The sequence below is a fragment of the Mesorhizobium sp. KR1-2 genome, assembly GCF_040045035.1.
GTDB lineage: Bacteria > Pseudomonadota > Alphaproteobacteria > Rhizobiales > Rhizobiaceae > Pseudaminobacter.
In genome coordinates, this window is record NZ_JBDZDS010000006.1 from 161,888 (window position 1) to 185,385 (window position 23,498).

General features: G+C 61.8%; 29 protein-coding genes. 10 read left to right on the plus strand and 19 right to left on the minus strand.

Annotated elements, in window-relative coordinates; all coding sequences use genetic code 11:
- Complete coding sequence (gatB, locus tag ABLE85_RS14120) at positions 1–1,503, minus strand: Asp-tRNA(Asn)/Glu-tRNA(Gln) amidotransferase subunit GatB (protein WP_348793364.1); 1,503 nt, start codon at positions 1,501–1,503, stop codon at positions 1–3.
- A gap of 311 nt (positions 1,504–1,814) precedes the next feature.
- Here gatB and ABLE85_RS14125 point away from each other — a divergent pair, with 311 nt between their 5' ends.
- Positions 1,815–2,072, plus strand: coding sequence for a YjhX family toxin (locus tag ABLE85_RS14125; protein WP_348793365.1), 258 nt, complete (start codon positions 1,815–1,817; stop codon positions 2,070–2,072).
- 55 nt (positions 2,073–2,127) lie between these two features.
- Here the strand turns inward: ABLE85_RS14125 and ABLE85_RS14130 are convergent, their stop codons facing one another.
- Together ABLE85_RS14130 and ABLE85_RS14135 are read right to left on the minus strand one after the other, a co-directional pair.
- The gene (locus ABLE85_RS14130; RefSeq protein WP_348793366.1) at positions 2,128–2,559 is read right to left on the minus strand and encodes a CBS domain-containing protein; all 432 of its coding nucleotides are present in this window, start codon (positions 2,557–2,559) and stop codon (positions 2,128–2,130) included.
- Positions 2,560–2,685: 126 nt separating this feature from the next.
- Positions 2,686–3,420, minus strand: a complete 735-nt coding sequence (locus ABLE85_RS14135; protein WP_348793367.1) for a rhomboid family intramembrane serine protease — start codon at positions 3,418–3,420, stop codon at positions 2,686–2,688.
- 355 nt (positions 3,421–3,775) lie between these two features.
- Here ABLE85_RS14135 and ABLE85_RS14140 point away from each other — a divergent pair, with 355 nt between their 5' ends.
- Both ABLE85_RS14140 and ABLE85_RS14145 read left to right on the plus strand, forming a co-directional pair.
- Positions 3,776–4,411, plus strand: a complete 636-nt coding sequence (locus ABLE85_RS14140) for a PAS domain-containing protein (protein ID WP_348793368.1) — start codon at positions 3,776–3,778, stop codon at positions 4,409–4,411.
- A gap of 141 nt (positions 4,412–4,552) precedes the next feature.
- On the plus strand, positions 4,553–5,158 hold the full coding sequence (locus tag ABLE85_RS14145) for a PilZ domain-containing protein (protein ID WP_348793369.1): 606 nt from the start codon (positions 4,553–4,555) through the stop codon (positions 5,156–5,158).
- Positions 5,159–5,191: 33 nt separating this feature from the next.
- Here ABLE85_RS14145 and ABLE85_RS14150 read toward each other — a convergent pair whose 3' ends face one another.
- On the minus strand, positions 5,192–5,668 hold the full coding sequence (locus ABLE85_RS14150; protein WP_348793370.1) for a hypothetical protein: 477 nt from the start codon (positions 5,666–5,668) through the stop codon (positions 5,192–5,194).
- A gap of 347 nt (positions 5,669–6,015) precedes the next feature.
- Here ABLE85_RS14150 and ABLE85_RS14155 point away from each other — a divergent pair, with 347 nt between their 5' ends.
- Entirely contained in the window at positions 6,016–6,624 is a 609-nt protein-coding gene (locus tag ABLE85_RS14155) for a transglutaminase-like cysteine peptidase (protein ID WP_348793371.1), read from the plus strand.
- A gap of 122 nt (positions 6,625–6,746) precedes the next feature.
- Here the strand turns inward: ABLE85_RS14155 and ABLE85_RS14160 are convergent, their stop codons facing one another.
- Entirely contained in the window at positions 6,747–7,274 is a 528-nt protein-coding gene (locus tag ABLE85_RS14160) for a gamma carbonic anhydrase family protein (protein ID WP_348793372.1), read from the minus strand.
- A 214-nt stretch (positions 7,275–7,488) separates the two neighbouring features.
- Between ABLE85_RS14160 and ABLE85_RS14165 the strand changes: the two genes are divergently transcribed.
- Positions 7,489–8,223 (plus strand): hypothetical protein, encoded by a 735-nt coding sequence (locus ABLE85_RS14165; RefSeq protein ID WP_348793373.1) that lies wholly within the window; start codon positions 7,489–7,491, stop codon positions 8,221–8,223.
- Between the two features lie 20 nt (positions 8,224–8,243).
- Here the strand turns inward: ABLE85_RS14165 and ABLE85_RS14170 are convergent, their stop codons facing one another.
- The 5 genes from ABLE85_RS14170 to ABLE85_RS14190 form a co-directional block, all read right to left on the minus strand.
- Positions 8,244–8,447: a DUF3126 family protein gene (locus tag ABLE85_RS14170; RefSeq protein WP_019170404.1), complete on the minus strand. Its 204-nt coding sequence runs from the start codon at positions 8,445–8,447 to the stop codon at positions 8,244–8,246.
- Between the two features lie 135 nt (positions 8,448–8,582).
- On the minus strand, positions 8,583–9,431 hold the full coding sequence (cysE, locus tag ABLE85_RS14175) for a serine O-acetyltransferase (protein WP_348793374.1): 849 nt from the start codon (positions 9,429–9,431) through the stop codon (positions 8,583–8,585).
- Positions 9,432–9,603: 172 nt separating this feature from the next.
- Complete coding sequence (locus tag ABLE85_RS14180; RefSeq protein WP_348793375.1) at positions 9,604–10,374, minus strand: alpha/beta hydrolase; 771 nt, start codon at positions 10,372–10,374, stop codon at positions 9,604–9,606.
- 31 nt (positions 10,375–10,405) lie between these two features.
- Positions 10,406–10,912: a DUF192 domain-containing protein gene (locus tag ABLE85_RS14185; protein WP_348793376.1), complete on the minus strand. Its 507-nt coding sequence runs from the start codon at positions 10,910–10,912 to the stop codon at positions 10,406–10,408.
- A 142-nt stretch (positions 10,913–11,054) separates the two neighbouring features.
- On the minus strand, positions 11,055–11,648 hold the full coding sequence (locus tag ABLE85_RS14190; RefSeq protein ID WP_348793377.1) for a cold-shock protein: 594 nt from the start codon (positions 11,646–11,648) through the stop codon (positions 11,055–11,057).
- 217 nt (positions 11,649–11,865) lie between these two features.
- On the opposite strand from ABLE85_RS14190, the gene ABLE85_RS14195 reads away from it, so the two are divergent.
- Both ABLE85_RS14195 and ABLE85_RS14200 read left to right on the plus strand, forming a co-directional pair.
- Positions 11,866–12,306, plus strand: a complete 441-nt coding sequence (locus ABLE85_RS14195) for a VOC family protein (protein ID WP_348793378.1) — start codon at positions 11,866–11,868, stop codon at positions 12,304–12,306.
- Positions 12,307–12,451: 145 nt separating this feature from the next.
- Positions 12,452–13,984: an acyl-CoA carboxylase subunit beta gene (locus ABLE85_RS14200; protein WP_348793379.1), complete on the plus strand. Its 1,533-nt coding sequence runs from the start codon at positions 12,452–12,454 to the stop codon at positions 13,982–13,984.
- 67 nt (positions 13,985–14,051) lie between these two features.
- Here the strand turns inward: ABLE85_RS14200 and ABLE85_RS14205 are convergent, their stop codons facing one another.
- The 3 genes from ABLE85_RS14205 to ABLE85_RS14215 form a co-directional block, all read right to left on the minus strand.
- The gene (locus ABLE85_RS14205; RefSeq protein ID WP_348793380.1) at positions 14,052–14,270 is read right to left on the minus strand and encodes a hypothetical protein; all 219 of its coding nucleotides are present in this window, start codon (positions 14,268–14,270) and stop codon (positions 14,052–14,054) included.
- 258 nt (positions 14,271–14,528) lie between these two features.
- Positions 14,529–14,777: a ParB N-terminal domain-containing protein gene (locus ABLE85_RS14210; protein ID WP_348793381.1), complete on the minus strand. Its 249-nt coding sequence runs from the start codon at positions 14,775–14,777 to the stop codon at positions 14,529–14,531.
- A gap of 133 nt (positions 14,778–14,910) precedes the next feature.
- On the minus strand, positions 14,911–15,204 hold the full coding sequence (locus ABLE85_RS14215) for a Dabb family protein (protein ID WP_348793382.1): 294 nt from the start codon (positions 15,202–15,204) through the stop codon (positions 14,911–14,913).
- A 461-nt stretch (positions 15,205–15,665) separates the two neighbouring features.
- Between ABLE85_RS14215 and ABLE85_RS14220 the strand changes: the two genes are divergently transcribed.
- Together ABLE85_RS14220 and ABLE85_RS14225 are read left to right on the plus strand one after the other, a co-directional pair.
- Positions 15,666–15,881 (plus strand): hypothetical protein, encoded by a 216-nt coding sequence (locus tag ABLE85_RS14220; protein ID WP_348793383.1) that lies wholly within the window; start codon positions 15,666–15,668, stop codon positions 15,879–15,881.
- Between the two features lie 432 nt (positions 15,882–16,313).
- A complete protein-coding gene (locus tag ABLE85_RS14225) occupies positions 16,314–16,562 on the plus strand; it encodes a hypothetical protein (RefSeq protein WP_348793384.1) in 249 nt (82 codons plus the stop codon).
- 74 nt (positions 16,563–16,636) lie between these two features.
- Here the strand turns inward: ABLE85_RS14225 and ABLE85_RS14230 are convergent, their stop codons facing one another.
- Entirely contained in the window at positions 16,637–18,616 is a 1,980-nt protein-coding gene (locus ABLE85_RS14230) for a bifunctional 2',3'-cyclic-nucleotide 2'-phosphodiesterase/3'-nucleotidase (RefSeq protein WP_348793385.1), read from the minus strand.
- Positions 18,617–18,853: 237 nt separating this feature from the next.
- Complete coding sequence (locus ABLE85_RS14235) at positions 18,854–19,327, minus strand: Lrp/AsnC family transcriptional regulator (protein ID WP_348793386.1); 474 nt, start codon at positions 19,325–19,327, stop codon at positions 18,854–18,856.
- Between the two features lie 147 nt (positions 19,328–19,474).
- Between ABLE85_RS14235 and ald the strand changes: the two genes are divergently transcribed.
- Positions 19,475–20,590, plus strand: a complete 1,116-nt coding sequence (gene ald, locus ABLE85_RS14240; protein ID WP_348793387.1) for an alanine dehydrogenase — start codon at positions 19,475–19,477, stop codon at positions 20,588–20,590.
- A gap of 140 nt (positions 20,591–20,730) precedes the next feature.
- On the opposite strand, the gene ABLE85_RS14245 is transcribed toward ald, so the two are convergent.
- From ABLE85_RS14245 to sseA, 4 genes are all read right to left on the minus strand, one after another.
- The gene (locus tag ABLE85_RS14245; protein WP_348793388.1) at positions 20,731–21,000 is read right to left on the minus strand and encodes a hypothetical protein; all 270 of its coding nucleotides are present in this window, start codon (positions 20,998–21,000) and stop codon (positions 20,731–20,733) included.
- Between the two features lie 363 nt (positions 21,001–21,363).
- A complete protein-coding gene (locus tag ABLE85_RS14250; RefSeq protein ID WP_348793389.1) occupies positions 21,364–21,921 on the minus strand; it encodes an OmpA family protein in 558 nt (185 codons plus the stop codon).
- 127 nt (positions 21,922–22,048) lie between these two features.
- Complete coding sequence (locus ABLE85_RS14255; protein ID WP_348793390.1) at positions 22,049–22,615, minus strand: GNAT family N-acetyltransferase; 567 nt, start codon at positions 22,613–22,615, stop codon at positions 22,049–22,051.
- Between the two features lie 2 nt (positions 22,616–22,617).
- The gene (gene sseA, locus ABLE85_RS14260; protein WP_348793391.1) at positions 22,618–23,469 is read right to left on the minus strand and encodes a 3-mercaptopyruvate sulfurtransferase; all 852 of its coding nucleotides are present in this window, start codon (positions 23,467–23,469) and stop codon (positions 22,618–22,620) included.
- Positions 23,470–23,498 lie beyond the last annotated feature (29 nt).

A 23,498-nucleotide genomic window follows, 5' to 3' on the forward strand; every position in this document is an offset into this window, starting at 1 on the left:
TTACTCGACGATCTCGAGCTTGGCCTTGACCAGTTCGTTGACCGCCTGCGGATTGGCCTTGCCGCCGGTGGCCTTCATGACCTGGCCGACGAACCAGCCGGCCATGCTGGGCTTGGCGCGCGCCTGCTCGGCCTTGTCAGGATTGGCGGCGATCACGTCGTCGACGGCCTTCTCGATGGCGCCGGTGTCGGTGACCTGCTTCATGCCGCGGCTCTCGACGAGCTCGCGCGGGTTCCCGCCCTCGTTCCAGACGATCTCGAACAGGTCCTTGGCGATCTTGCCGGAAATGGTGCCTTCCTTGATCAGGTCGATGACAACACCCAGCTGGTCGGGCGAAACCGGCGCATTTTCAATGGACTTACCGGCCTTGTTCAAAGCGCCCAGCAGGTCGTTGATGACCCAGTTGGCCGCCGCCTTGCCGTCGCGGCCGGCCGCAACCTTCTCGAAATAGTCGGCAACGGCCTTTTCGGAGACGAGGATGGAGGCGTCGTAGGTCGAAAGGCCGATCGCGTCGATCAGGCGCTGCTTCTTGTCGTCCGGAAGCTCCGGCAGATCCTTCGCCAGCGCGTCGACATAAGCCTGGTCGAACTCCAGCGGCAGCAGGTCCGGATCGGGGAAATAACGGTAGTCGTGCGCCTCTTCCTTCGAGCGCATGGAGCGCGTTTCGCCCTTGTTGGGGTCGAACAGGCGCGTTTCCTGATCGATCGAACCGCCATCCTCAAGAATCGCGATCTGTCGGCGTGCCTCGTATTCGATGGCCTGGCCGACGAAGCGGATCGAGTTGACGTTCTTGATCTCGCAGCGCGTGCCGAAAGGCTCGCCCGGGCGCCGCACCGAAACGTTGACGTCGGCGCGCATGGAGCCCTCGTCCATGTTGCCGTCGCAGGTGCCGAGATAGCGCACGATGGTGCGCAGCTTGGTCAGATAGGCTTTGGCCTCGTCGGACGAGCGCAGGTCGGGCTTCGACACTATCTCCATCAGCGCCACGCCGGAGCGATTGAGGTCGACATAGGACATGGTCGGGTGCTGGTCGTGCATCGACTTGCCGGCGTCCTGCTCCAGATGCAGCCGCTCGATGCCGACCTCGATGTCCTCGAACTCGCCCTTCTTGTCCGGGCCGACCGAGACGATCACGATACCCTCGCCGACGATCGGCTGCTTGAACTGCGAAATCTGGTAGCCCTGCGGGAGGTCCGGGTAAAAATAGTTCTTCCGGTCGAAGACGGACTTGAGGTTGATCTGGGCCTTGAGGCCGAGGCCGGTGCGGATCGCCTGCTTGACGCACTCCTCGTTGATGACCGGCAGCATGCCGGGCATCGCCGCGTCGACGAGGCTGACATTGGCGTTGGGGGCCGCGCCGAACGAGGTCGAAGCGCCGGAGAACAGCTTGGCGTTCGACGTCACCTGCGCATGAACTTCCATGCCGATAATCACTTCCCAATCGCCGGTTGCGCCGGGGATCAGGCGTTTCGGGTCTGGCGTGCGGGTGTCGATGATGGTCATGTCCGGCCTGTCGTCGTTATCGATGAGCCAGGATACGTTTCATATCCTGTCGCGTACAAATCGTTATCCGCTTCGCTAGTGCAAACCGGGCTGCGAGACAAGCACAAAGCCCGTGCTGGCACTGCGCGGATGATCACGCTATAGGATCCGCGTCCTATGGAGCTTTGATGTCTAAATACTCTGAGTCCCGGTGAGGCCCTGACCTTCTCACGAAGGCAGGGCGAGAAAACCTAAGCAGCCTCGCGCCGCACCTGTTGCAGGCGCGACCATCTGTATTGGCCGCAAGGCCAGGTTTTCCGGGATTTTCCGAGATGAACATTTCGCGCAACGAACAGCGCATCCTCCATCTGCTTGCGCAAGGCGGGCGTATCGAACTCGAAAAGGACGAAAACAAGCGGATCGAACAGATATGGTGCCTTACCCGTGAGGGTTGGGCTTACACCGACTTCGATCTCAAGATGTTTCGCAAGCTGAAGCGGAAAAGGGCCATCGCTTCTTCCAATGGCGGCCCCTATCGCATCACTCGCCACGGGCTGCAGTTGGTCCGCGCCGAGCAGAACAACAGATAAGATATGATACTGGTTTCGCCGGCCCGGCTTTCGGGTCGGCGGACGCCTTTCGGCATCAGGCCGTGGCTATGTATGCCTTGATTTCCTCGGCCTCGCGCTCTGCGTCCTCGATCCGGCGCTTGACCACGTCGCCGATGGAGACGATGCCGTCGAGGCGACCGTCCTTTTCGACCGGCAGGTGGCGGAAGCGACCCTTCGTCATGATCTCCATGATCTCGTGGACCGTATGATTCTCGTTGCAGATGTTGACCTTCGGGGTCATCACCATCCGCACGGCCTGGTCGAGCGCCGCAGCGCCCTCCCTGGCAAGAACGCGCACGATATCGCGCTCGGACAGGATGCCGACGATCTGCTGGTCGCCATTGGTGATGACGAGCGCACCGACCCGGTGCTCGGCCAGGAGCTTGATGGCATCCGCCAGCTTCTCGTTGGGACCGGCCGTAAAGACATTGTGGCCCTTCGCTTCGAGAATTGCCTTCACCGTCATGGCGGCCTCCTCATGCTTGTAGTCCGAAACGGCCCGTAAGAGCCTCGTTTCGCAAGCGTCATCGTGCGCCGCAAGGCCGATCATTTCAAGCCCGAAGCATGGCCGGAGGCCCGACAACCTCACTCCCTAAGCCGCTGTCGAATACCCCCTGCGGTCAAAGAACTGGATGCCAAAGAAGCCTAGGAAAAAGCCGCCGACATGGGCCTCCCAGGCGATGCGGTCCGAGACGCCCGGCGCGAAGCCGACTATGCCGGTGACGAAGTTGATCACCATCCAGACGATCAGGAACGTCATGACCGTGCGCGAGCGGAAAACCATGGACACAGGCAATGGCGCGCCCGAAAAGGCCGCCTGCCCCGACGACCGGTCGATGAGGAATCCGAAGCGGGCCGCAGCCCCCATCATGCCCGCGATCGCCCCGGAAGCGCCGATCAGCGGCGACGGGTCATTCATGTGGAGGCTGTAGTGCAGGCCGGCCGCAGCCGCACCCGACACCGCCCAGAATAGGGCAAAGCGCGCGGCACCCAACCGGTTTGCGAGCGGCGAGCCGAAGGCCGCCAGCCAGACCATATTGACAAACAGATGCGTGAAGCTGCCGTGCAGGAAGGTATAGGTGAACGGGCTGGTGAATGCCCAGATATCGAGGGCGTATTGCCCGGAATAGCGAACCGGGATGAAGGCCGCGCGCACCAGCAACGCGAAATCCTGCTCCGGCGTCAGCACGTAGACCCGCAGCAGATGGACGCCCACGCACAGGCCGATCGCCAGCAGCACGATGCCTGGCATGTTGAAAACCGGTTCACGGCGCGAGGGTGGAACTCCCTGCTCGTGATCACGTGGTTGGGGATGCGTGTTGGTCATGCGGGGTTCCACCTTTGGATCATGCACCGCCTTACCGCAACAAACGCGAATCATAAAGAAAAGCCATCCAGGGTTTCCCCGGGACGCCTGGTCGAGTTCCCCTGCTCTCCCAAAAGCCTTTGACTGAAGTGCCGGCGATCGCCACCCGGGCGAGCGCTAAGAAGTGATTTCAGCGTGCCATAGCGCCGCCGGCCACGCAACGTAACCAATCGTTAACCTTAACGGATCCGGACGGTTAACAAACCGATAACCAGACTGGCACGGACCATGCTTCGCCACGCATGTAGACGGCCGAACAACGCCTTTCTGTTCGCCGGTGGGACACTCGACGACTGATCGCGCGGAGCGGAGCAGCATGAAACAAGACGGATCGATCGACCTGTTCCATTATTGGAACCGACTGCGCAATGGGCGTGCGGCCCCGAAGCGGACCGAGGTCGAGCCGGCCGACATCAAGGGCCTGCTTGCCGACACCTTCATCCTCGAAAGGGATACGCGCGGAGAAGCCGTCTTCCGCCTGGCGGGAACCCGCCTTTGCGCAACCTACGGACGCGAACTCAAGGGGTTCTCTTTTCCGTCGCTCTGGCGCGACAAGGACCAGCGGCTGGTCGCCCGCCTCGCCCACGGCGTCTTCCACGCCAAATCCGTCGTCGTCGTCAATTTCGACGGCCTCTCCTCCAACGAGCGCGCCAACCCGTTCGAACTCCTGCTTCTGCCGCTCGACGGCGGCACCGAAAGTCCGCGCGCGCTCGGCATCGTCAGCCCCTGCCAGAAGCCATTCTGGCTGGGCGCCGACCCGATCGTCGACGCGATGATCGACGCGGTTCGCGTCATCGATCCGGACCGCGAACCGATGTTCCTGAAAAACCGCCCCTCGGTCACCGTACCGTCCCTCGCTCCGAGCGATCAGGCGCTGTCCGATTCGATCAAGATGCTGGGAGCCCGCCGCATCCGCCATCTGGTGGTGCTGAAGGGCGGCCTCGAGGACTAGCCAACCGGAAATCCTCGTCCATTCAAGCGTTTACCGGTCGTTAATCCGCGATTTACGCCTTTGTTAACCCATGTGGCGATAGTGTTGCACAAAACGATCGCGCAGAAGCGCGAGGTCTTTTGTATGCAGCAGAGGCAGCCAATGAGGTCAGCGGCGATCAACCACGCGCCGTCAACGGTGGAGAAGCGCAACTTCCAGCGCGTCCGCGTCAACATCTATGGCCGCTACATGCTGGAGGATCGCACCGAGCATCCTTGCCAGGTCATGGACATGTCGCCCGGCAATGTCGCGTTGCGCTGCAACCAGACCGGCCGCCCCGGCGAAAAGGTGATCGTATATCTCGATCATCTCGGCCGCATCGAAGGCGTCGTCACCCGCACAATGGCCGACGGCTTCGCCATGACCATCATCGCCTCGGACCGCAAGCGCGACAAGCTCGCCGCGCAGTTGACGTGGCTGGCCAACAAGCATGAGCTCGACCTGCCGGAGGATCGGCGCCACGAACGCGTCGCCCCGCGCAAGGCCATCAGCACATTACAGCTCGCCGACGGGCGCCAATATGCCTGCCGCATCATCGACCTCTCGCTCTCGGGCGCGGCGGTCGAGCTCGACGTCAAGCCCGCGCTCGGCGTCCAGGTCATTCTCGGCACGATGCGCGGCCAGGTGGTGCGCCACTTCGAGGACGGCATCGCGATCGAGTTCGCGGTGGTCCAGCGACCCGAAACCCTCGACGCCGAATTCAACTGAGCCGCTACGGATCCGGCCCGAGCCGATATGGCGCTATTGCGTGGCTTGAGCGGCCGCGGACAAAAGCTGCGCGGGAATTGGCTTGGACGGGCTCTCCGTGTCCCAGGCTTGCGATACGATCTGCCACGCCCCCTCATTCCTGACCAGGAGCATCATCTCCACGTTGCGGGTCGGCTGCGCGCCTCCTTCGAACTGCTCGCAAACCGCGACCGCCACGGCGACATTGCCGAAAACGCAGATGTCGCAATGCAGCAATGCTTCGCGAAATCTCCTCAGCGTCGTTTCCGACAGCCTCTTCATCCGCTCCAGGAACGCGCTCACCGTCTGGCTCTTCGCCGGGCGGGCTCCCGGATAGAGCAAGGCAGATGGAAAGAAGTCGACTGCGAAAGCATCCCAATCGGCAGGCGATCCTTCGCTCCAGTTCAGGCTCCCGAACTGCCGCGCGATCACAGCCCTGATGGCCAGCTTGTCGTCTGCATAGGCATCGGTTCCATGGACGTCAGTCTTCATGGCGCACTCCTCCTTGCTTCCAATCCCCCTCGCCCCGCCAATCCACATCCGCCGACAATAGCGGAGGCGCAAGCCACCTGAAGTCCGCGCCCGAACTGGCGTGCGCACAATACGCCCGAGCCCACCCACGGACAATTGCCGACGGCACCCGCAACCCAACCGTGCTTTTCGCAGCCGCATTCGCTAAAATTCTAATCAAATTTTAGAACGATTTTATTTTCATTTTATTCTTATTCAATTCGAATATTGATCTAATACCATCGCATTTTTACTCAAGATGTACTTCCACTTTTTGCGTGGAATAAATCCGCCTCTGTCAATGTGGCCTCAAACGGGGATGTGCCACAATGACAAGAACAAAGAGACTCGCACTGGTTGCGGCGGCGCTGCTGGGACTGAGCGGATTGGTTGGGCAGGCAAGTGCAGGCGAACGCTTCATGCATGTCGGCGGACGCACCACGCAGCCGATCGGGCACTATGATTTCTGCCAGCGCCTGCCGCAGGAATGCAACCAGCGCACCCCCGAGCATGCGCCGATCGAGCTCACCCGCAAGCTGTGGGCGACGATCGTGGCGGTGAACAACACGGTCAACACCGAAGTCCAGCCGCTCACCGACATGGAAAACTATGGCCAGGAGGAATACTGGGCCTACCCCGACAACGGCGCTGGCGACTGCGAGGACTATGCGCTGGAAAAGCGCCGCCGCCTGATGGCGCTCGGCATGCCGGCCGGCGACCTGCTGATGACGGTGGTCCGCCAGCACAACGGCGACGGCCACGCCGTACTGACGGTGCGCACCAGCCTCGGCGAGTTCATTCTCGACAATCTCGAGCCGCGCGTGCTCGCCTGGACCGAGACGGACTACACCTATCTGAAGCGCCAGTCGGAGCGGAACTCCGGCATCTGGATGCAGATCAACGACGGCCGCGCCGACGCGGTGGCGAGCGTGCGCTGACGAGCGAGACGAAGGGAAACCCGGTCGAGTCCCCACCTTCCCCACCCCGAAAGATCGGGTTTTTTTCAGCCGACCCTCCCCAGGGTCGGCTCCTTTTTTTCGCGGGGCGGTCTCGGCGCTGCCTAGACCTCTTCCAGCCCCGCCTTGAACCGCCCGGCATTTTCGACGTAGTGCGCCGCCGAGTGACGCAATCCCTCGACCGCCTTGTCATCCAGCGTCCGGACCACACTCGCAGGTGAGCCGACGATCAGCGAATTGTCCGGAAACTCCTTGCCTTCGGTCACCAGCGCTCCCGCGCCGACAAGACAGTTCCTGCCGATCCTGGCCCCGTTGAGCACGATCGCCCCCATGCCGATCAGGCTGTTGTCGCCAATGCTGCAGCCATGAAGCATCGCCCGATGACCGATGGTGCAGCCGCGCCCGATGGTCAGCGGGAAACCGGGATCGGTATGCATGACCGTGTGTTCCTGAACGTTGGTGCCCGCGCCGATGTCGATCTGATCGTTGTCGCCTCGGATCACCACGCCGAACCAGATACCGACATCGCGACCGATCCGCACATTGCCGATCACCGTCGCATTCGGCGCGATCCAGCTGCTGTGCCCGTCCTCGAATTCGGGCTTCGTTCCGTCGATCGTGTAAAGAGGCAATTTTTTCTCCAAGGCATGATTGCACGCAGACGTGGCAGCCTAGCGGCACAGCCGGATAAGTCGCAAGACGGCACGCAAATTCTGTCAGCACAGCCGGATATTTACCTGCCATTTACCATGAAATCGCAAAGTCGCTGATGTCAGCAGCCCGCTCGGCGATGGCACCGTCTCCGCCCGAACGATCGGCGGGACGCCGTCGGCCAGGAGATCCGCGATGAAGCAGGCCGCAACAGCGCAGCCGCACGGTTCGATCAAATCGATCAACAGCGCTTTGATGCTGAAGGTGTTTTATGCGTTCGCCGCACTGGTGCTGCTGTCGGCGGCGATCAATATCGGCGGCAAATGGGCCGGCCGGTCCATCGCCCTGGGCGGCCACACCGACGACACGACCCTGCACGAGATCGTCATCGGCAACAATGTGCTGGCGGTGCCGGCCAATGCCATCCGCTTCGACAAGTCACGACACGACGGCGTGGCCGCACGGCTCGATCTCTACCTGCACTGGCCGGACATGGAAGGCTATTCGGAAGCCGCCCGCGACGACTTCAACAATGTCGACGGGTCGCGGCGCATCCTGTTCCTGTCGTTCGAACAGCGCATGATGTCACGCGACATGGGCGGCCGCTTTGCACCGATCTACAGGTCGCTGATACAACAGCCGGGTACACCCGGTCCCGGAGGGCTCACGCTCTTCGACTTCAGCGAGAAGTCTGGCTACATGAATGAGGTGCTTGCGGTCGTTGCGCGGCCCGGCGAGGACCCGTTCGTGGCGCGCTGCCTGAGCGGACCGACCGCGGAAGAATCGCTGGCTCCCTGCGAGCGCGACATCCATCTCGGCGACGACCTGAGCCTCAGCTATCGCTTTCCGAGGGAGCTTCTGGCCGATTGGCCACAACTAGAAGCAGCCGTGCGCGGCAAGGCTGCGCACTACCTGAAGACCGGCCGCTGACGCGGCCGGCTGCGATCTGATCAACCCAGATCGATGTCGAGGATAGCCATCGAGAAATTGTAGTCGCCGTCGTCCTCGTCCTTGAAGACGATGCCGAGGAACTCGTCGCCGATATAGACCTCGGCCGAGTCGTTCTTGCGCGGCCGCGCCTTCACCTGCAACTGCGGATTCTGGAAGGTCCGCTTGAAATATGCGTCGAGTTTTCTGATTTCTTCCGGCTTCAACACTCTTCTCCCGGTGGCGGGGTGGTTCGATGAACAGCGCTTCTGACACGCCAAGAACGGCGATGTAAAGGCGCTTGGAACAAACTCACCGGACAAATGGCAGTGCCCGCCAGCAACTGCCTGGAACGCCGGGGTTCAGATGTCGAAACTATCAGCCTGGTCCATGGCTTGCGAGGGCAGGAACTGATCCATCTGGCGCGAAGGCTGGTCGCAGCCGGTCTCGCCGACGACGCGGGCCGGCACGCCGGCCACTGTCTTGTTGTGCGGCACGGACGTCAGGACCACCGACCCAGCGGCAACTTTCGCGCAGTGACCCACTTCGATATTGCCGAGGATCTTGGCGCCGGCGCCGATTAGCACGCCGTGACGGATCTTGGGGTGACGGTCGCCGCCGGCCTTGCCGGTGCCGCCCAGCGTCACGCCATGCAGCATGGAGACATCGTCCTCGATCACCGCCGTCTCGCCGACGACCAGGCCGGTGGCGTGATCGATGAAGATGCCCTTGCCGATTCTCGAGGCCGGATGAATGTCCGTCTGGAACACTGAGGAAGAGCGGCTCTGGAGGTAGAGCGCGAAATCGCGGCGGCCGCGGTTCCATAGCCAATGCGCCAGCCTATGCGTCTGGATGGCATGGAACCCCTTGAAATAGAGGACCGGCATCAGGAAGCGGTCGCAGGCCGGATCGCGGTCGTAATAGGCCTGGATATCCACCCGCACCGTCGTGGCCCAGTCCGGGTTGTCGGCCAGCATCGCTTTGAACGTCTGGCGGATGAGATCGGCGCCGAGATCCTGATGCGCAAGGCGCTCAGCCAGACGATGGATCACCGCATCCTCGAGGCTGTCCTGGTTGAGGATGGTCGAGTAGAGGAAGGCAGCCAGCAGCGGATCGCGCGCAACCGCGTCGGCAGCTTCCTCGCGAACGGAACTCCAGATCGGGTCAATCGGCTGCAGCGTTCCCGGGCGCGGTGCGTTGCTGGTGGTCATCGATAGTCTCCGTTGCCTGCCGGGCCTTGGGTCTGGCCGTCATATAGGCCACACGCTAGCATGTTTGAACCCAATTTTCCTTATCTTAGTGTCAAATGGACATGCATGGCGGCGATTCAAGCCGCAGCGAAAATCGATGCTCGCATTGGCGGTCTCCGCTCGAAATGCGCTTCTACAGCGGGTTCTCGGCGTAAAACTCCAGCACCCGCTTCTTGAAGGTGTGGTCACCGACCGACAGCATGTGGTCCCTGCCCTCGATGTCGAAGGCGACCGCATTGGGCATCAGCGCCGCCAGTTGCTCTGGCGAACCGGCAATGTCGTCCTTCGTGCCCACCGCAATCAGTGTCGGCTGCATGATGCGGCTTACCTCCGCCTCACTGAGCAGCTCACGCGAGGTGGAGATGCAGGCGGCCAGCGCCTCGCGGTCGCTCTTGGTCTGATCGGCGAAGGCGCGAAACATCTTTCCGCGTGTGTGGCCGATGGCTGCCGGATCGGGCGCCATGAGCGCCTCGGCGATCGGATCCCAGTCGCCGACGCCGTCGATCATTCCGATGCCCAGGCCGCCCAGAACGAGCGTGGCGACCTTCTCCGGCGTCGCCAGCGCCATGAAGGCGGAAACCCGCGCACCCATCGAGTAGCCCATCACATGGGCGCGCTCGATGCCGAGATGGTCAAGCAGGGCCGCTGCATCGCCCGCCATCTTCTCCGGCGTATAGTCGGCCGGATCGTAGCTCTTGGTGGACAGGCCGTGGCCACGATTGTCGAGCGCGATGGCGCGATAGCCGGCTTCGGTCAGCGTCTTGACCCAGCCCGGCGAGACCCAGTTGACGATGTGGCTGGAGGCAAAACCGTGGATGAGAAGGACGGGATCGCCCTGGCCGTGATGCGGCACGCGGTCGATAAAGGCCAGCTCGAAGCCGTCATGGGAGAAGAACTGCGTCACGCTGGTGAGCCCCCGCTGGAAAGGGGCCCGCCTAGTTGCCCGGCTGCACGGCCCCGATGACCGGATGGCGGAAGACATCACCATCCTTGATGCCGGCCTTTTCGGCCATGCCGGCCTTCAATTCAAGCACGAAGCGCACCGGACCGTCAGGCGCGATCAATGCTTCGGAAAACGGTTCGCCGCGGCGCACCGCTTTCACCCGGCCGTCCTGGCCTATGAAGACGAGGTCGAGCGGCATCGGCGTGTTCTTCATCCAGAAGCCGACCGGGCGGGTTTCGTCGAAGACGAACAGCATGCCGTGGTCGCTGGCCATGTGCTGGCGGAACATCAGGCCGGCGGAACGCTCGGCATCATTGTCGGCGATCTCGATGGAAAAGGCGTGCTCGCCGCTGCCGGTGACGGCCACGAGGGGTGCGGGGTCGGTGGGCAGCAGCATGGCCTGCCCGTCGGCGACGGACGGCTGCAGCAAGACGAGATAGGCGACAATGCCGAAAACCGCGGCAAGCGCCGCCCCGGCGAACCAGAATCTGCGAGCCATCGAATATCTCACTTGCGTTCTTCCCGGCCAGGCCCGGCGCAGGACATTGTCCGTTCCCGAATGCAGTCGGCTGGCGCGCGCACGGTGCCGCGGTTGAAAATCCACCGGGGCCACGCCGTCGCCGTCGACCTTCGGCGTGGACCTAGTGCGGAATCGGCAAAGTGCCAATGTCAGGGTGAATTTCGGCGGCCATGAGGCCCTTATCGCCGCGCCCATAGCGCAGCAGCACCACCTGGCCCGGACGCAGCTCGGTCAGCCCGTAGCGGCGCAGGGTTTCCATGTGGATGAAGATGTCTTCCGTGCCTTCGCCGCGCGTCAGGAAGCCAAAACCCTTGGTGCGATTGAACCACTTGACCAATGCCCGCTCGAGGCCGCTTTCGGGCGTGACCGAGACGTGGGTGCGCTGTTCCTGCGCCTCGGCCGGATGCACGGCGGTGGAATTGTCCATGGACAGGACGCGGAAGGCCTGCATGCCGCGCTCGCCCTGCTTGATGAGGCAAACCACACGCGCGCCCTCGAGGGCGGTCTGGAACCCGTCACGACGCAAACAGGTCACGTGGAGGAGAATATCGGCAGCGCCGTCATCCGGCCGGATGAAGCCGTAGCCCTTGGCCACGTCGAACCATTTGATGGCTCCCGAGACCTCGATCAGACCGGCCGCATCGCCGATCTCGTCAAGCATCGACGCTTCGCTTCCGACCAAGTCTCGCCCCACAAAAGAGGCTTTCTCCCCCATCTACCGCACCTTTCGAAAACGACATACCACTGATTCTTTAAAATCAGAATAACACTTCGGAATCAGGTGTGTGCAAGAGCCGGCCCGCTTTTTTCCGGCTCCTACCGGATCAATACTGTGGATCATCTTTCCAAGGCCGGCCGGCGCAACTTTCACCGTTGCCGAGACTCGTCGCGCCGCCCTATTTTCCGAGAGCCCAACCCAAGGATTGAGGAACATGCGCTATCTGCACACAATGGTTCGCGTCACGGACGTCGACGCATCGATGGATTTCTATTGCAACAAGCTCGGCATGAAGGAGATGCGCCGCTACGAAAGCGAAGCGGGCCGCTTCACGCTGATCTATCTCGCCGCACGCGACGACGAAGGGGCGGCCGGCTCCGAAAAGGCGCCGCTGCTCGAGCTCACCTACAACTGGGACCCGGAAAACTATACTGGCGGGCGCAGTTTCGGCCATCTCGCCTATGAGGTGGACGACATCTACGCCACCTGCCAGCACCTGATGGACAATGGCGTGACCATCAACCGCCCCCCGCGCGACGGCTACATGGCCTTCATCAAGTCGCCCGATGGCATCTCGATCGAGCTGCTGCAGAAGGGAAAGGCCAAGGACAAGGCCGAGCCCTGGGCTTCGATGCCGAACACCGGCACCTGGTAGCCTAGGCCCCGCAGCGAGAGGCGGGAACGGCCAAATCGCCCTTCCCCGCCCTTGAGCCGCCAAGAGCACCCATGGCGATATTTGCGCGCCCCTTTCGGCATGCTAACACCGACGCAGTAGGTTTGGCCTGAAGGAGCGTTTCGCCATGAAGGACGTGCTGAAGGAACTTGAGCGCCGGCGCGAGATCGCACGCGCCGGAGGCGGCAAGGCCCGCGTGTCGGCTCAGCACGCCAAGGGCAAGCTGACGGCCCGCGAACGCATCGAAATCTTCCTCGACGAAGACTCCTTCGAGGAATTCGACATGTATGTCGAGCACCGCTCGACCGATTTCGGCATGGAGAAGACCAAGATCGCCGGCGACGGCGTCGTGACCGGCTGGGGCACGGTCAATGGCCGGCCGGTGTATCTGTTCGCCAAGGACTTCACCGTCTTCGGCGGCTCGCTGTCGGAAGCGCATGCCGAGAAGATCCAGAAGGTGCAGGATATGGCGCTGCGCAACCGCGCGCCGATCATCGGCCTCTACGACGCCGGCGGCGCGCGCATCCAGGAGGGCGTGGCGGCGCTTGGCGGCTACGCCGAGGTATTCCAGCGCAACGTGCTCGCCTCGGGCGTGATCCCGCAGATTTCCGTCATCATGGGCCCTTGCGCCGGCGGCGACGTCTATTCGCCCGCCATGACCGACTTCATCTTCATGGTGCGCGACACCTCCTACATGTTCGTGACCGGGCCGGACGTGGTGAAGACGGTGACCAATGAGACGGTCACAGCCGAGCAGCTCGGCGGCGCATCGATCCACACGACGAAATCCTCCATCGCCGACGGCGCCTATGACAACGATGTCGAGACGCTTTTGCAGATGCGTCGACTGGTCGACTTCCTGCCGGCGTCCAACACGGCCGAGATTCCCGAGATCGAGTGCTTCCAGTCGGTGACCGAGCACGACATGTCGCTCGACCGGCTGGTGCCGGACACCGCCAACAAGCCCTACGACATCAAGGAGCTGATCCTGAAGACCGCCGACGAAGGCGACTTCTTCGAGATCCAGCCGAGCTTCGCGAAAAACATCGTCGTCGGCTTCGGGCGCATCGAGGGCCGCACCGTCGGCTTCGTCGCCAACCAGCCGATGGTGCTGGCGGGCGTGCTGGATTCGGACGCCAGCCGCAAGGCGGCGCGCTTCGTGCGCTTCTGCGACTGCTTCAACATCCCGATCGTCACCTTCGTCGACGTTCCGGGCTTCCTGCCCGGCACAGCGCAGGAATATGGAGGACTGATCAAGCACGGCGCGAAACTTCTGTTTGCCTATGCCGAAGCGACGGTGCCTAAGGTTACGGTCATCACCCGCAAGGCCTTCGGCGGCGCCTATGACGTCATGGCCTCAAAGCACCTGCGCGGTGACATGAACTATGCCTGGCCGACAGCGCAGATCGCGGTGATGGGCGCCAAGGGCGCGGTGGAGATCATCTACCGCAAGGACATTGGTGATCCGGAAAAGATCGCAGCGCATACAAAGACTTACGAGGATCGCTTTCTGTCGCCCTTCGTCGCCGCCGAACGCGGCTATATCGACGAGGTGATCATGCCGCATTCCACCCGCCGGCGCGTGGCGAGGGCGCTGCGCATGCTTCGCAACAAGGATCTGCAGAACCCCTGGAAGAAGCACGACAACATTCCGTTGTAGGGGCAGCACACGCCGCCAGCGACGCTTCCGGCCTTGTCGGCTCGACGTCGAACCTGACTCCGGCGACTTATTCGTGGATGGTAAATCCGTCGTAGCGCAAGCCACCGTCCGCGAGCCGGCGCATGACGAGATTGTACTCGTCAAGATCCACGTAAAAGAGCCTGGTGATCTCGCTGATCAGGTCATCCTGGTCGAAGCCGCGAGAGCGCAAAATGTCGACAGCGGTGAGGATATCCACGCGCTCGGTCAGGCGCGGCTTCAGGCAGTCTTCGGGTATGTAGTGCATCGGCCCTTCCCCTTGCCAATTGCCCAGACACACGGAACGGCAACAAACTAACAGCAGGATGGTGGCAGTCGCTTGCGCCAGCCTTACGGCATGGCGGCGCTTCAACTCGAGCACGCTCGACGACGGCCCGACTCATCGGGCCGGACAGAGCTTAACATAGGCCCGCATTCTGACCACGCGCCTCGGGTCAGCACTTTGAGCGCGGTCTCATGGACAGAATTGCCTACCGAGCCTCGCCACTATGCGATCGAACCTCACCTAATGGCGGCTTGTATCCACCAGATAGCTGTCGACAGTGGTTTCGCCGAGCCATTTCAGCGCCTCGAGCCGATGCAGGCCATCGACCAGCACATAGCGCTTGCCGTCGTGGCGCACCTGGATCGGCGTCTGCAGGCCATTCTTGTCGATGCTCTCGGCAATCAGCCGCACCGTTGGCGGATGCAGCGTCTTGCGGCGCGCTGCCGAGACATGGATCTGGCTGATAGGGATCTTTTGCGATTTGAGCATGATGCCGCCGAGGAACGACCGGTTTCGCTTAGTTAATGCGCAGTGCAGCTACGCCCATAGACACGCTCCGGCTCCGGCCGACGCGGGTGAGGCACTGACCGCGGCTACCGCCGTGATCGCGCAAGGACCGCCGTCATTCCTTCTCCGCCACCACATCGGCCGAAAACCGCAGTTCGCGCATCGGCCGAACCTTGCGCGTCGTTTCGGCATAAACCGGATGCGCCTTGTAGGCGGCCAGCGCCGCGGCGTCGGCGAATTCGGCATAGACAACAACATCGATCGCGTCGCAAAGCGGATCGACCTTGGTGTTGACCGTCACTTCGAAGTGGCTGGAATGCGGAATCGCGGCGAGCTCGCGCAGCCCCGACCGAATGGCCTGCACATCCTCTTTTCGCTTGGCGCTGAAAAACACGATATGCCGGATCAATCTTGCCTCCTCGACTCTGCGAGGCGTCTTTTGGGTCGGCAACGCGCGCGCGTCAATGCGTCGAGGCATTTTTGCTGCCCGTGCGTCATCAAGACCGCAAACACACCCCTACCGATGAGGGTTTTCGGATCATTCCGCGTTGTCGCCACGCTCATATAGGGCAGGCTGTCAGCTACACGACCCGTGCAAGGCCTTGCCGCTCAAGGCGTTGCGACACCCGAACACAATCGCGTGATCGCTACCCCATGGCCGATCTCCCGCTGTTGATGTTCAGTCGGCTTAATTTCCGAAGCGTATTCGCCCATATGTGCATCCGTGATCATGAATCGACAGGGTGTCCACGTATTCAAAGATAAGAATGAGATTCACTCAAATCTATCTGTGAAATACACGGGCAAAATTCCGCTTAGGTATCCCACCTATTCGGTGCTGTAAGATCACGAATACATTGGAGAATACAGATGAAGAAGACAATTGTTGCACTCGCTGCCGTGATCATGACTTCCGGCGTCGCGCTGGCCGAGAGCCACTCGCAGGATGCAGCCCCCGCCTCGGTCGTCGTGAACCAGCCTTCCGGGATGGAATATTCCTCGGGTGCTGCGACCAAGGCTCCTGTCGGAGCGACCAACGAGCAGGAACGCGCCCTGATCATCCAGCAGCGCGCCGATAACCGCTGATACGGCATCGGGGCTCCCTGCACCGCAGGTTGAGCGGAACCGTCCAAGCGACGTGAAATCTCGCAACAAAGCAAGATGTTAGCACCGCATGGGCCCGAAAGGGCCAGGTGCACTGGAAACGGCCACCTCCCAGGCCGTTTCCAATCGCACGAAACTGTGAGGACCTCCAATCAACCTCGCAAGTGATTGATTTGATGTTGAGTGACCGTAAACCTATTATTTGGTATGCGTACGAAGATAGGACTATTCCTCCCACACTTATCTTCGGTGTTCTATGCCCGATGAAAAATACAGGGCTATGAAAAACGGAGAATAACTATGAAAAAGATAGTAATTCCTCTTGCCTTAGCTCTCTTGACTACAACCGCTTCCTTGGCGAGCGCGCAGATATACAATCCACGCGATGGAGATGCTGCACCTCCAACGGTTGTCGTGAACCCGCCCCCGTTCGTTGACCTGACCGGACATGCCGGTTTCGGCGGCTTTGCCACCACGACCCCGAACTTGCGCGATGGCGACGCGGCGCCCTCATCGGTCGTCGTCAATCCGCCCACGTCCATTGACGTGACCGGCGCTGCCGGGTTCGGCGGCTTCGCCACCACGACCCCGAACCTGCGCGATGGCGACGCGGCGCCCTCCTCGGTCGTCGTCAATCCGCAGGATGCGGTCATCTCACGCTAGCCGTCGATATGCACGGCCAAAAATGGGGCGGCAGAGTGATCTGCCGCCCCAGCTTTATCCAAAACCAGTTTGCTTCAAAGCGTGATGCGATACTTCGCGAAGCCGTCGGCGCCGTCGCCTGCCGCCTCGATCTTCACGCCCTTCACCTGCCCCAGGAACTCCTTGGCCTTGGGACCAGTTTCGAACATGACGGTCGTGCCCGGCATCGGCGCGAACGACCAGTTTCCGTCGGCCGACGGATTGATGGTCTTCTGGTCGACGATGTAGCGGACGATGACGTCGCGGTTCGTGTCGGGAGCTTCGAAAATGATCTTGGAAGCGTTGATCTCCGGGAAATTACCGCCGCCGCCGGCACGGTAATTGTTCGTGGCAACGACGAATTTCGCTTCCGCATCAATGGGTTTCCCATCGAACATGAGATCCTTGATGCGGTTGGACGAGGCATTGGCAACCCCGCCCTTGGCATCGTATTTCGGCGCTTCGGACAGGTCGATCTTGTAGGTCACGCCGTCGATGACATCGTAATTGTAGGACGGGAAGTCCTTGTTGATGAGCACCTGGTCGGCCTTACCCGGCTCGATCTTGTTGAAGATGCCAGCCGACATTTCCAGCCATTCCTCGACCTGCGCGCCAGTGACCTCAACCGCCCGCACCGTGTTCGGGTAGAGATAGAGGTCCGCGACGTTCTTGATGGCGATGTCGCCGGCCGGCACGTCCGTATAGTAGTCGGCGCCGCCGCGGCCGCCGGCCTTGAAGGGCGCAGCTGCCGAGAGCACAGGAAGGTCCTTCCACTTCGAATCCTTCAGCAAGTCCTTGATGTACCAAGTCTGCGCCTGGCTCACGATCTGCACCGACGGATCGTCGGCGACCAGCGCGAAGTAGGAATAGAGCGGCGCGGACGTCTTGCCGACCGGGCGGCGCACATAGGCAAGCGTCGCCTCATGATCTTCCTTGAGCGCATCGACGAGGCGGCTATCGTCCTCGACGAGCGCCTTGTTCTTGTTGTCGACGCGCTCATAGATCGGCCGCGCCTCGGAAGTGGCCGACGCCACGCGCCACTTGTTGCCGTCGCGCTCCAGAAGGAGGTCGATCAGGCCCATATGCGAGCCCCAGAAGCCGCCCATGACGGCGGGCTTGCCCATGAGGGTGCCCTTTTCCGTGTCGACGGCCTCAAGCCCCTGGAAATCCTTCTTGCCGGGGAAAACCAGATGCTGGTGGCCGGTGAAGACGGCGTCGATACCGTCCACGCCGGCCAGGAACAGCGACGCGTTCTCCATCATGTCGCTCTGCTTGGCATCGATGCCGGAGTGAGACAGCGCGATCACGACATCGGCGCCCTCCTCCTTGATCTGCGGCACCCAGGCCTTGGCCGCCTGCACTATGTCGCGCGCGATGACATTGCCGGTCAGGTTCTTGGCGTCCCAGATCATGACCTGCGGCGGGACGAAGCCGATGACGCCGATGCGGATCGGGTGTTCTTCGCCGGCGCCGTCCTTGAGCTTCCTGTCGAGGATCACATAGGGCTTGAGATAGAGCTTGTCGTCGCGCGGATTGGAGGCGAGTTCGGTGCCACGGATTAGGTTGGCGCAGACAAAGGGGAAGTTCGCGCCGGCCAGCACCTTGTCGAGGAAGGACAGGCCGTAGTTGAACTCGTGGTTGCCGAGCGTCGAGCACTCGTAGCCGAGCAGGTTCATGCCCTTCATGATCGGGTGAACGTCACCCTCCTTCAGGCCCTTCTCATAGGCGATGTAGTCGCCCATGGGGCTGCCCTGCAAAAGGTCGCCGTTGTCGATCAGCATGCTGTTGGTGGCTTCCTTGCGCACGGCATCGATGATCGAGGCGGTCCGGGAAAGGCCCATCGTGTCGTTGGGCTTGTCGGCGTAGTAGTCGTAGGGCAGCACGTTCACATGGATGTCGGTGGTCTCCATGATCCTGAGATGCGCCTGATTGGCCTGTGCGCGCGCCGAGAAGGGATGAAGCATCACCAGGGCACCGACAGCAGCGGAGCCTGCTAGAAACGACCGGCGGGTGATAGGGGGAAGCACCTGCGACATGAGTTTTCTCTCCTGTGAATAAGGCTCAAAAAAATCGACGTCGAAACCCGGAGAGTTTCGCGCCGAATTTTTGGCGAGTCCAGCAGGCGAGGATGACAAGGGAATGACGGGTGCCCCCGGACCCTCGAAAGGGCGATCGGGGCGCGTCCGCCGAGGCGGAAAAGGAACCGGCAAGCAAGCCCCACAAACAAAAAGCCCCGCCAAATCGGCGGGGCGGCAAGGAAGGGGCAAAAACTCTCAGGCGAGTTCCGGCTTCATGCCCAGGGCGGTGCGGTCGATGATCTCGCGCAGGGCGAAGGACGAGTTGATCTTCGTCACATGCGGCATCGCCGACAGCCATTCCTTGTGGATGCGCTCATAATCGGCGAGATCCTTGGCAGCGATGCGCAGAATGTAGTCGTATTCGCCCGACATGAGATGGCAGGAGAGGATATTGGGGCAGCGCTTCACGGCCGCTTCGAAATCGGAAAGCGTCTTCTCGAACTGCCCCGACAGCGAAATATGTACGATCGCCGTCATCTGATGCCCGAGCGCGGCATTGGACAGCCGCGCGTGATAACCACGGATGACGCCGCTCTTTTCAAGGTTATCGAGCCGGCGCGAACAGGCCGACTGCGACAGCCCGACCTTCTCCGCCAAAGCCGCATTGGGAATGCGCCCGTCCCGCTGCAGGGCGTCCAATATGGCGATATCGATCCTATCCAGTGACACTTTTCGCTGTTCCTTCGAATAACTATTTATTTTACGCAAAAAGTATCGATCTTGCGGCCATCAGGCAACCAAATTCGCAAGGATGCGTGACCGAATCTGTGATTTCATCACTTTACCATGCGTCAAGGGAATAAACGGAGGACCCACATGCGCGTTGGATGCCCCAAGGAAATCAAGAACAACGAATTCCGCGTCGGACTGACACCCGGCGCGGTCCGCGAATACGCCGCCCACGGCCATGACGTTCTTGTCGAAACCGGCGCCGGGGCCGGCATCGGCGCAGACGACAACGCCTACCGCGCCGCCGGCGCGACCATCGCCAGGACAGCCGAAGAGGTCTTTGCCCGATCGGACATGATCGTGAAGGTGAAGGAACCGCAGCCCAACGAATGGGTGCAGTTGCACGAGGGCCAGATCCTCTACACCTATCTTCACCTCGCGCCCGACCCCGAACAGGCCAAGGGCCTGCTGGCGTCCGGCGTCACGGCAATCGCCTACGAGACAGTCACAGACGATCGCGGCGGCTTGCCACTGCTTGCGCCCATGTCCGAGGTTGCCGGCCGCCTGGCGATACAGGCCGGCGCAACGGCGCTGCAGAAGGTCAATGGCGGCCGTGGCGTGCTCCTGGGCGGCGTGCCCGGGGTGCAGCCTGGCAAGGTCGCGATCATCGGCGGCGGCGTGGTCGGCCTGAATGCTGCCAAGATGGCGGTTGGCCTCGGCGCCGAGGTCACCATTCTGGACCGCTTCATCCCGCGCCTGCGCCAGCTCGACGACATCTTCGGCGGGCGCGTTCACACCCGCTACTCAACCGTCGAGGCGCTGGAGGAGGAGTGCTTCTCGGCCGACGTGGTGGTCGGTGCCGTGCTGATCCCGGGCGCGGCCGCGCCAAAGCTCGTCTCCCGCGAAATGCTGTCGGGCATGAAGAAGGGCTCGGTGCTGGTGGACGTGGCCATCGACCAGGGCGGCTGCTTCGAGACCTCGCACGCGACCACCCACGCCCACCCCACCTATGAGGTGGACGGCATCATCCACTACTGCGTGGCCAATATGCCGGGCGCGGTGCCGGTGACGTCGGCACACGCCCTGAACAACGCGACGTTGCACTATGGCCTGCAACTGGCGGACAAGGGGCTGAAGGCGCTGGTGGACGAGCCGCATCTGCGCAACGGGCTGAACGTGCACAAGGGCAGGATCACCAACCGCGCGGTGGCCGAGGCACTCGGCTACGAAATGGCAGAGCCGAAGACGGTGCTGGCCGCCTGACCGGCAGTTCGTCCGGACACTAACATGGCGGAAGACGGGCACAGGCTGAACGGCGACCGCGCGAATCGAAAGGGCGGCGGATCAAATCCGTCGCCCTTAAGTCCCAAGCCCCTTATTGCTTGTTCGTGCGGATTGCCGGCTCAACGAAGCGGCGGCGCCGCATCGCCTCCACGAGAATTGTACAGGACGCCGTAGTGCGGAGCCTGGATAGCTGCTGCGCTCCTGTAGTCGAGGCGAGGCTGCTTGACGATCTTGACCGAAGGAGCCGTATCGCCAGTGACCGGCGCATTGGCATAGGTCTCAAAGACGATGTGCTTCGGGTTCACGATGACCGTGGGCGGAGCCGAGTCGGCCAGTGCTGCACCAGAGCCAAGAAGAACTGCCGTAATAGCAAAGAGAAACTTTCTCATTTTTTGTCTCCTCATCAATAATGTTTGCTCAGTCCATTCGGACGGAACTGCGTAGAAATGCCTGGCGTCCAGCAAAACCCCGGAAAGCCCATACATCCGCCATTCTTTGACTTCGGCTTTGGCCCGAACCGGCCAGAAAAGAATTTCCTTATTCAGAGAGCATTTCTTCCGATACTGATGAGATAGGTGGCCTCCCGCACACGAACCAATCACAACAGCGCGACGCTTTTTTCCGCCGTTTCACGGACGCGTGTCTTTTCTAACCTGTTGAATAAAAATAACTTTTCGCATTCCAAACGAAAATGGCCCGCCGACGCTTCTTCGTCGGCGGGCCTTGTATTCAGGCGGATCGAAAACGGGGCTTTAGCGCAAGAAGTCGTCGATGCGCCGGAGCGTCACGCGGCGGTTTTCCCAGTTCTCGTTCCGGGTCGGAACCAACAGGAATTCCGCGCCGTAGCCCACCGTCTCCAGCACGTAGGGAGGTATTCCGAACTCGCGCACCAGCACGCGCTTCATGGAATCCGCCCTGCGCTCCGAGAGGACCTGGTTGGCTTCATAGGAACCGACTGCGTCGGTGTGTCCCTCGATCAGGATGCGCGTATCGGGACGACGGCGCAGCAGGCGGTCCAGCGCGTTGGCGATCTGCTCGACCTTGCCATACTGCGAAGAGGGAACCTCGGCCGAGCCGAACTCGAAGTTGATTGCCTGGATGTCGATGGAAGGCGCCATGCGGCGCAGTTCCGGCCGGCGCTTGAACTCGCGCACGGTGACACGCTGGTCGCGGCGCAGCTTGCGCGTGGGCGCGGCTTCCAGCCGGCGTTCGATCTGCGAAGACGAAGGCATCATGTTCTGCGCCGGTGCGATGGTCGGGAAAGCGAGCAGCGCGACCATGGCGGCTGCGAAATGACGGCGGTTGATCATGATTGTCTCCTGCATTGGTGGCCATCGGGCCGACTTGACGGCGCGAACATGCCCGCGCGAAGCTGAAGACTCCATGAACGCAGCCTTCAGCCTTCGTTGCCGACTACAGGAGAGCCGTCGCTAGAGATCAGGGACGCATAACACTGGCCGAACGCTCGGCAAATGACATGGTGCGGACCACTTCGTGCTTCTGGCCGACGGGCGAGAAGCCGAGCTTCTGGTAAAGCGGAAGCGCTGCGGGATGGTCCATGGTGCAGGTCTGCACGGAGACGTGCAGGGGCTTGTATGACCAGGCCGCCTGGACGGCAGAACTAAGGAACCAGCGCCCCAGCCCCTGCCCGATCGCATGTTCCATCATGCCGAAATAGGCGAGCTCGACCTCATCGGGCATGTGCAGCTTGAGGTCGAAGAAGCCAGCCGGAGCTCCATCGAGATAGAGCACACGCACGTCGCGGTCCTCGCGATGGAGGCCTGCCGCGAGTTCCTCGTCGTTGAGCCGGAGCCCGTTCACCCAATGCCATTTCCGCCCGACCCTATCCATGAGGTAGCGGTAAAAATGCAGCGGTATGTTTCGTGCCTTCAGAAGGGCAATCTGCTTGTTGAGGGGCAGCGGCGGGTAATGGGCCGGCGGCACACTCATCTCGAGGAAGGTGACGGTAACCGGAATTGTCTGCACGTCGTCGTCGTCGATCATTCTCAATCCTTGCCGGTGGCGACTGGAGTGTCGGCCAGCGCACCCCATTCGCTCCAGGAGCCATCATAGAGCCGGTTGTTGGTGTGACCGAGGCTTTCCAGCGCCAGGGAGATAACCGCTGCCGTGACCCCGGACCCGCAGGAGGTGACTACCGGCTTCGAAAGATCGAGACCAGCGTTCTCCAATACCGCCTTCAGGCCTTCGAGCGGAAGAAGCTCTCCATTTTCCGACAGCGAAGAGTACGGTACGTTCTTGGCGCCGGGCATGTGGCCGGCGCGCATTCCCGGCCGCGGCTCCGGCTCCGCCCCGGCGAAGCGGCCCGGCGAGCGGGCATCCGCAATCTGGTACTCGCCGCTTTCGACGATGCGTCGCATGTCTTTCAGCGAGACGACACGTCTGGTGTCAAAGCTGGCGTGGAACACTCCGCCCGCGATCCTGGTCGGGGCCGCCGTTACGGGGCGCCCCGCTGCCTTCCAGCGGTCGAAGCCGCCGTCCAGGACGTAGACCTGATAGACGCCCATGACGCGGAACATCCACCACACGCGCGCCGCTGAAAAGAAGCCCGGCCCATCATAGACCACGATCGTGTCGTCGGCGGAGATGCCCATGGAGCCAGCATGCTGCGCGAAGACACCAGGCCTTGGCAGCGTGTGGGGCAATTTCGACTCCGGATCCACGACAAGATCGAGATCGAAGAACACGGCTCCGGGAATGTGCGCCGCATCGTATTCGGCGCGCGCATCGCGCTTCTGCGCCGGTAGATACCAGGAGGCATCGACGATCGACAGGCCGGGCGCCCCAAGCCGCGATTGCAGCCAATCGGCATCGACAACGAACGGGCTGGTAACGGACATGTCTTTCTCCCTCGTGGCGCGGGTTCTTG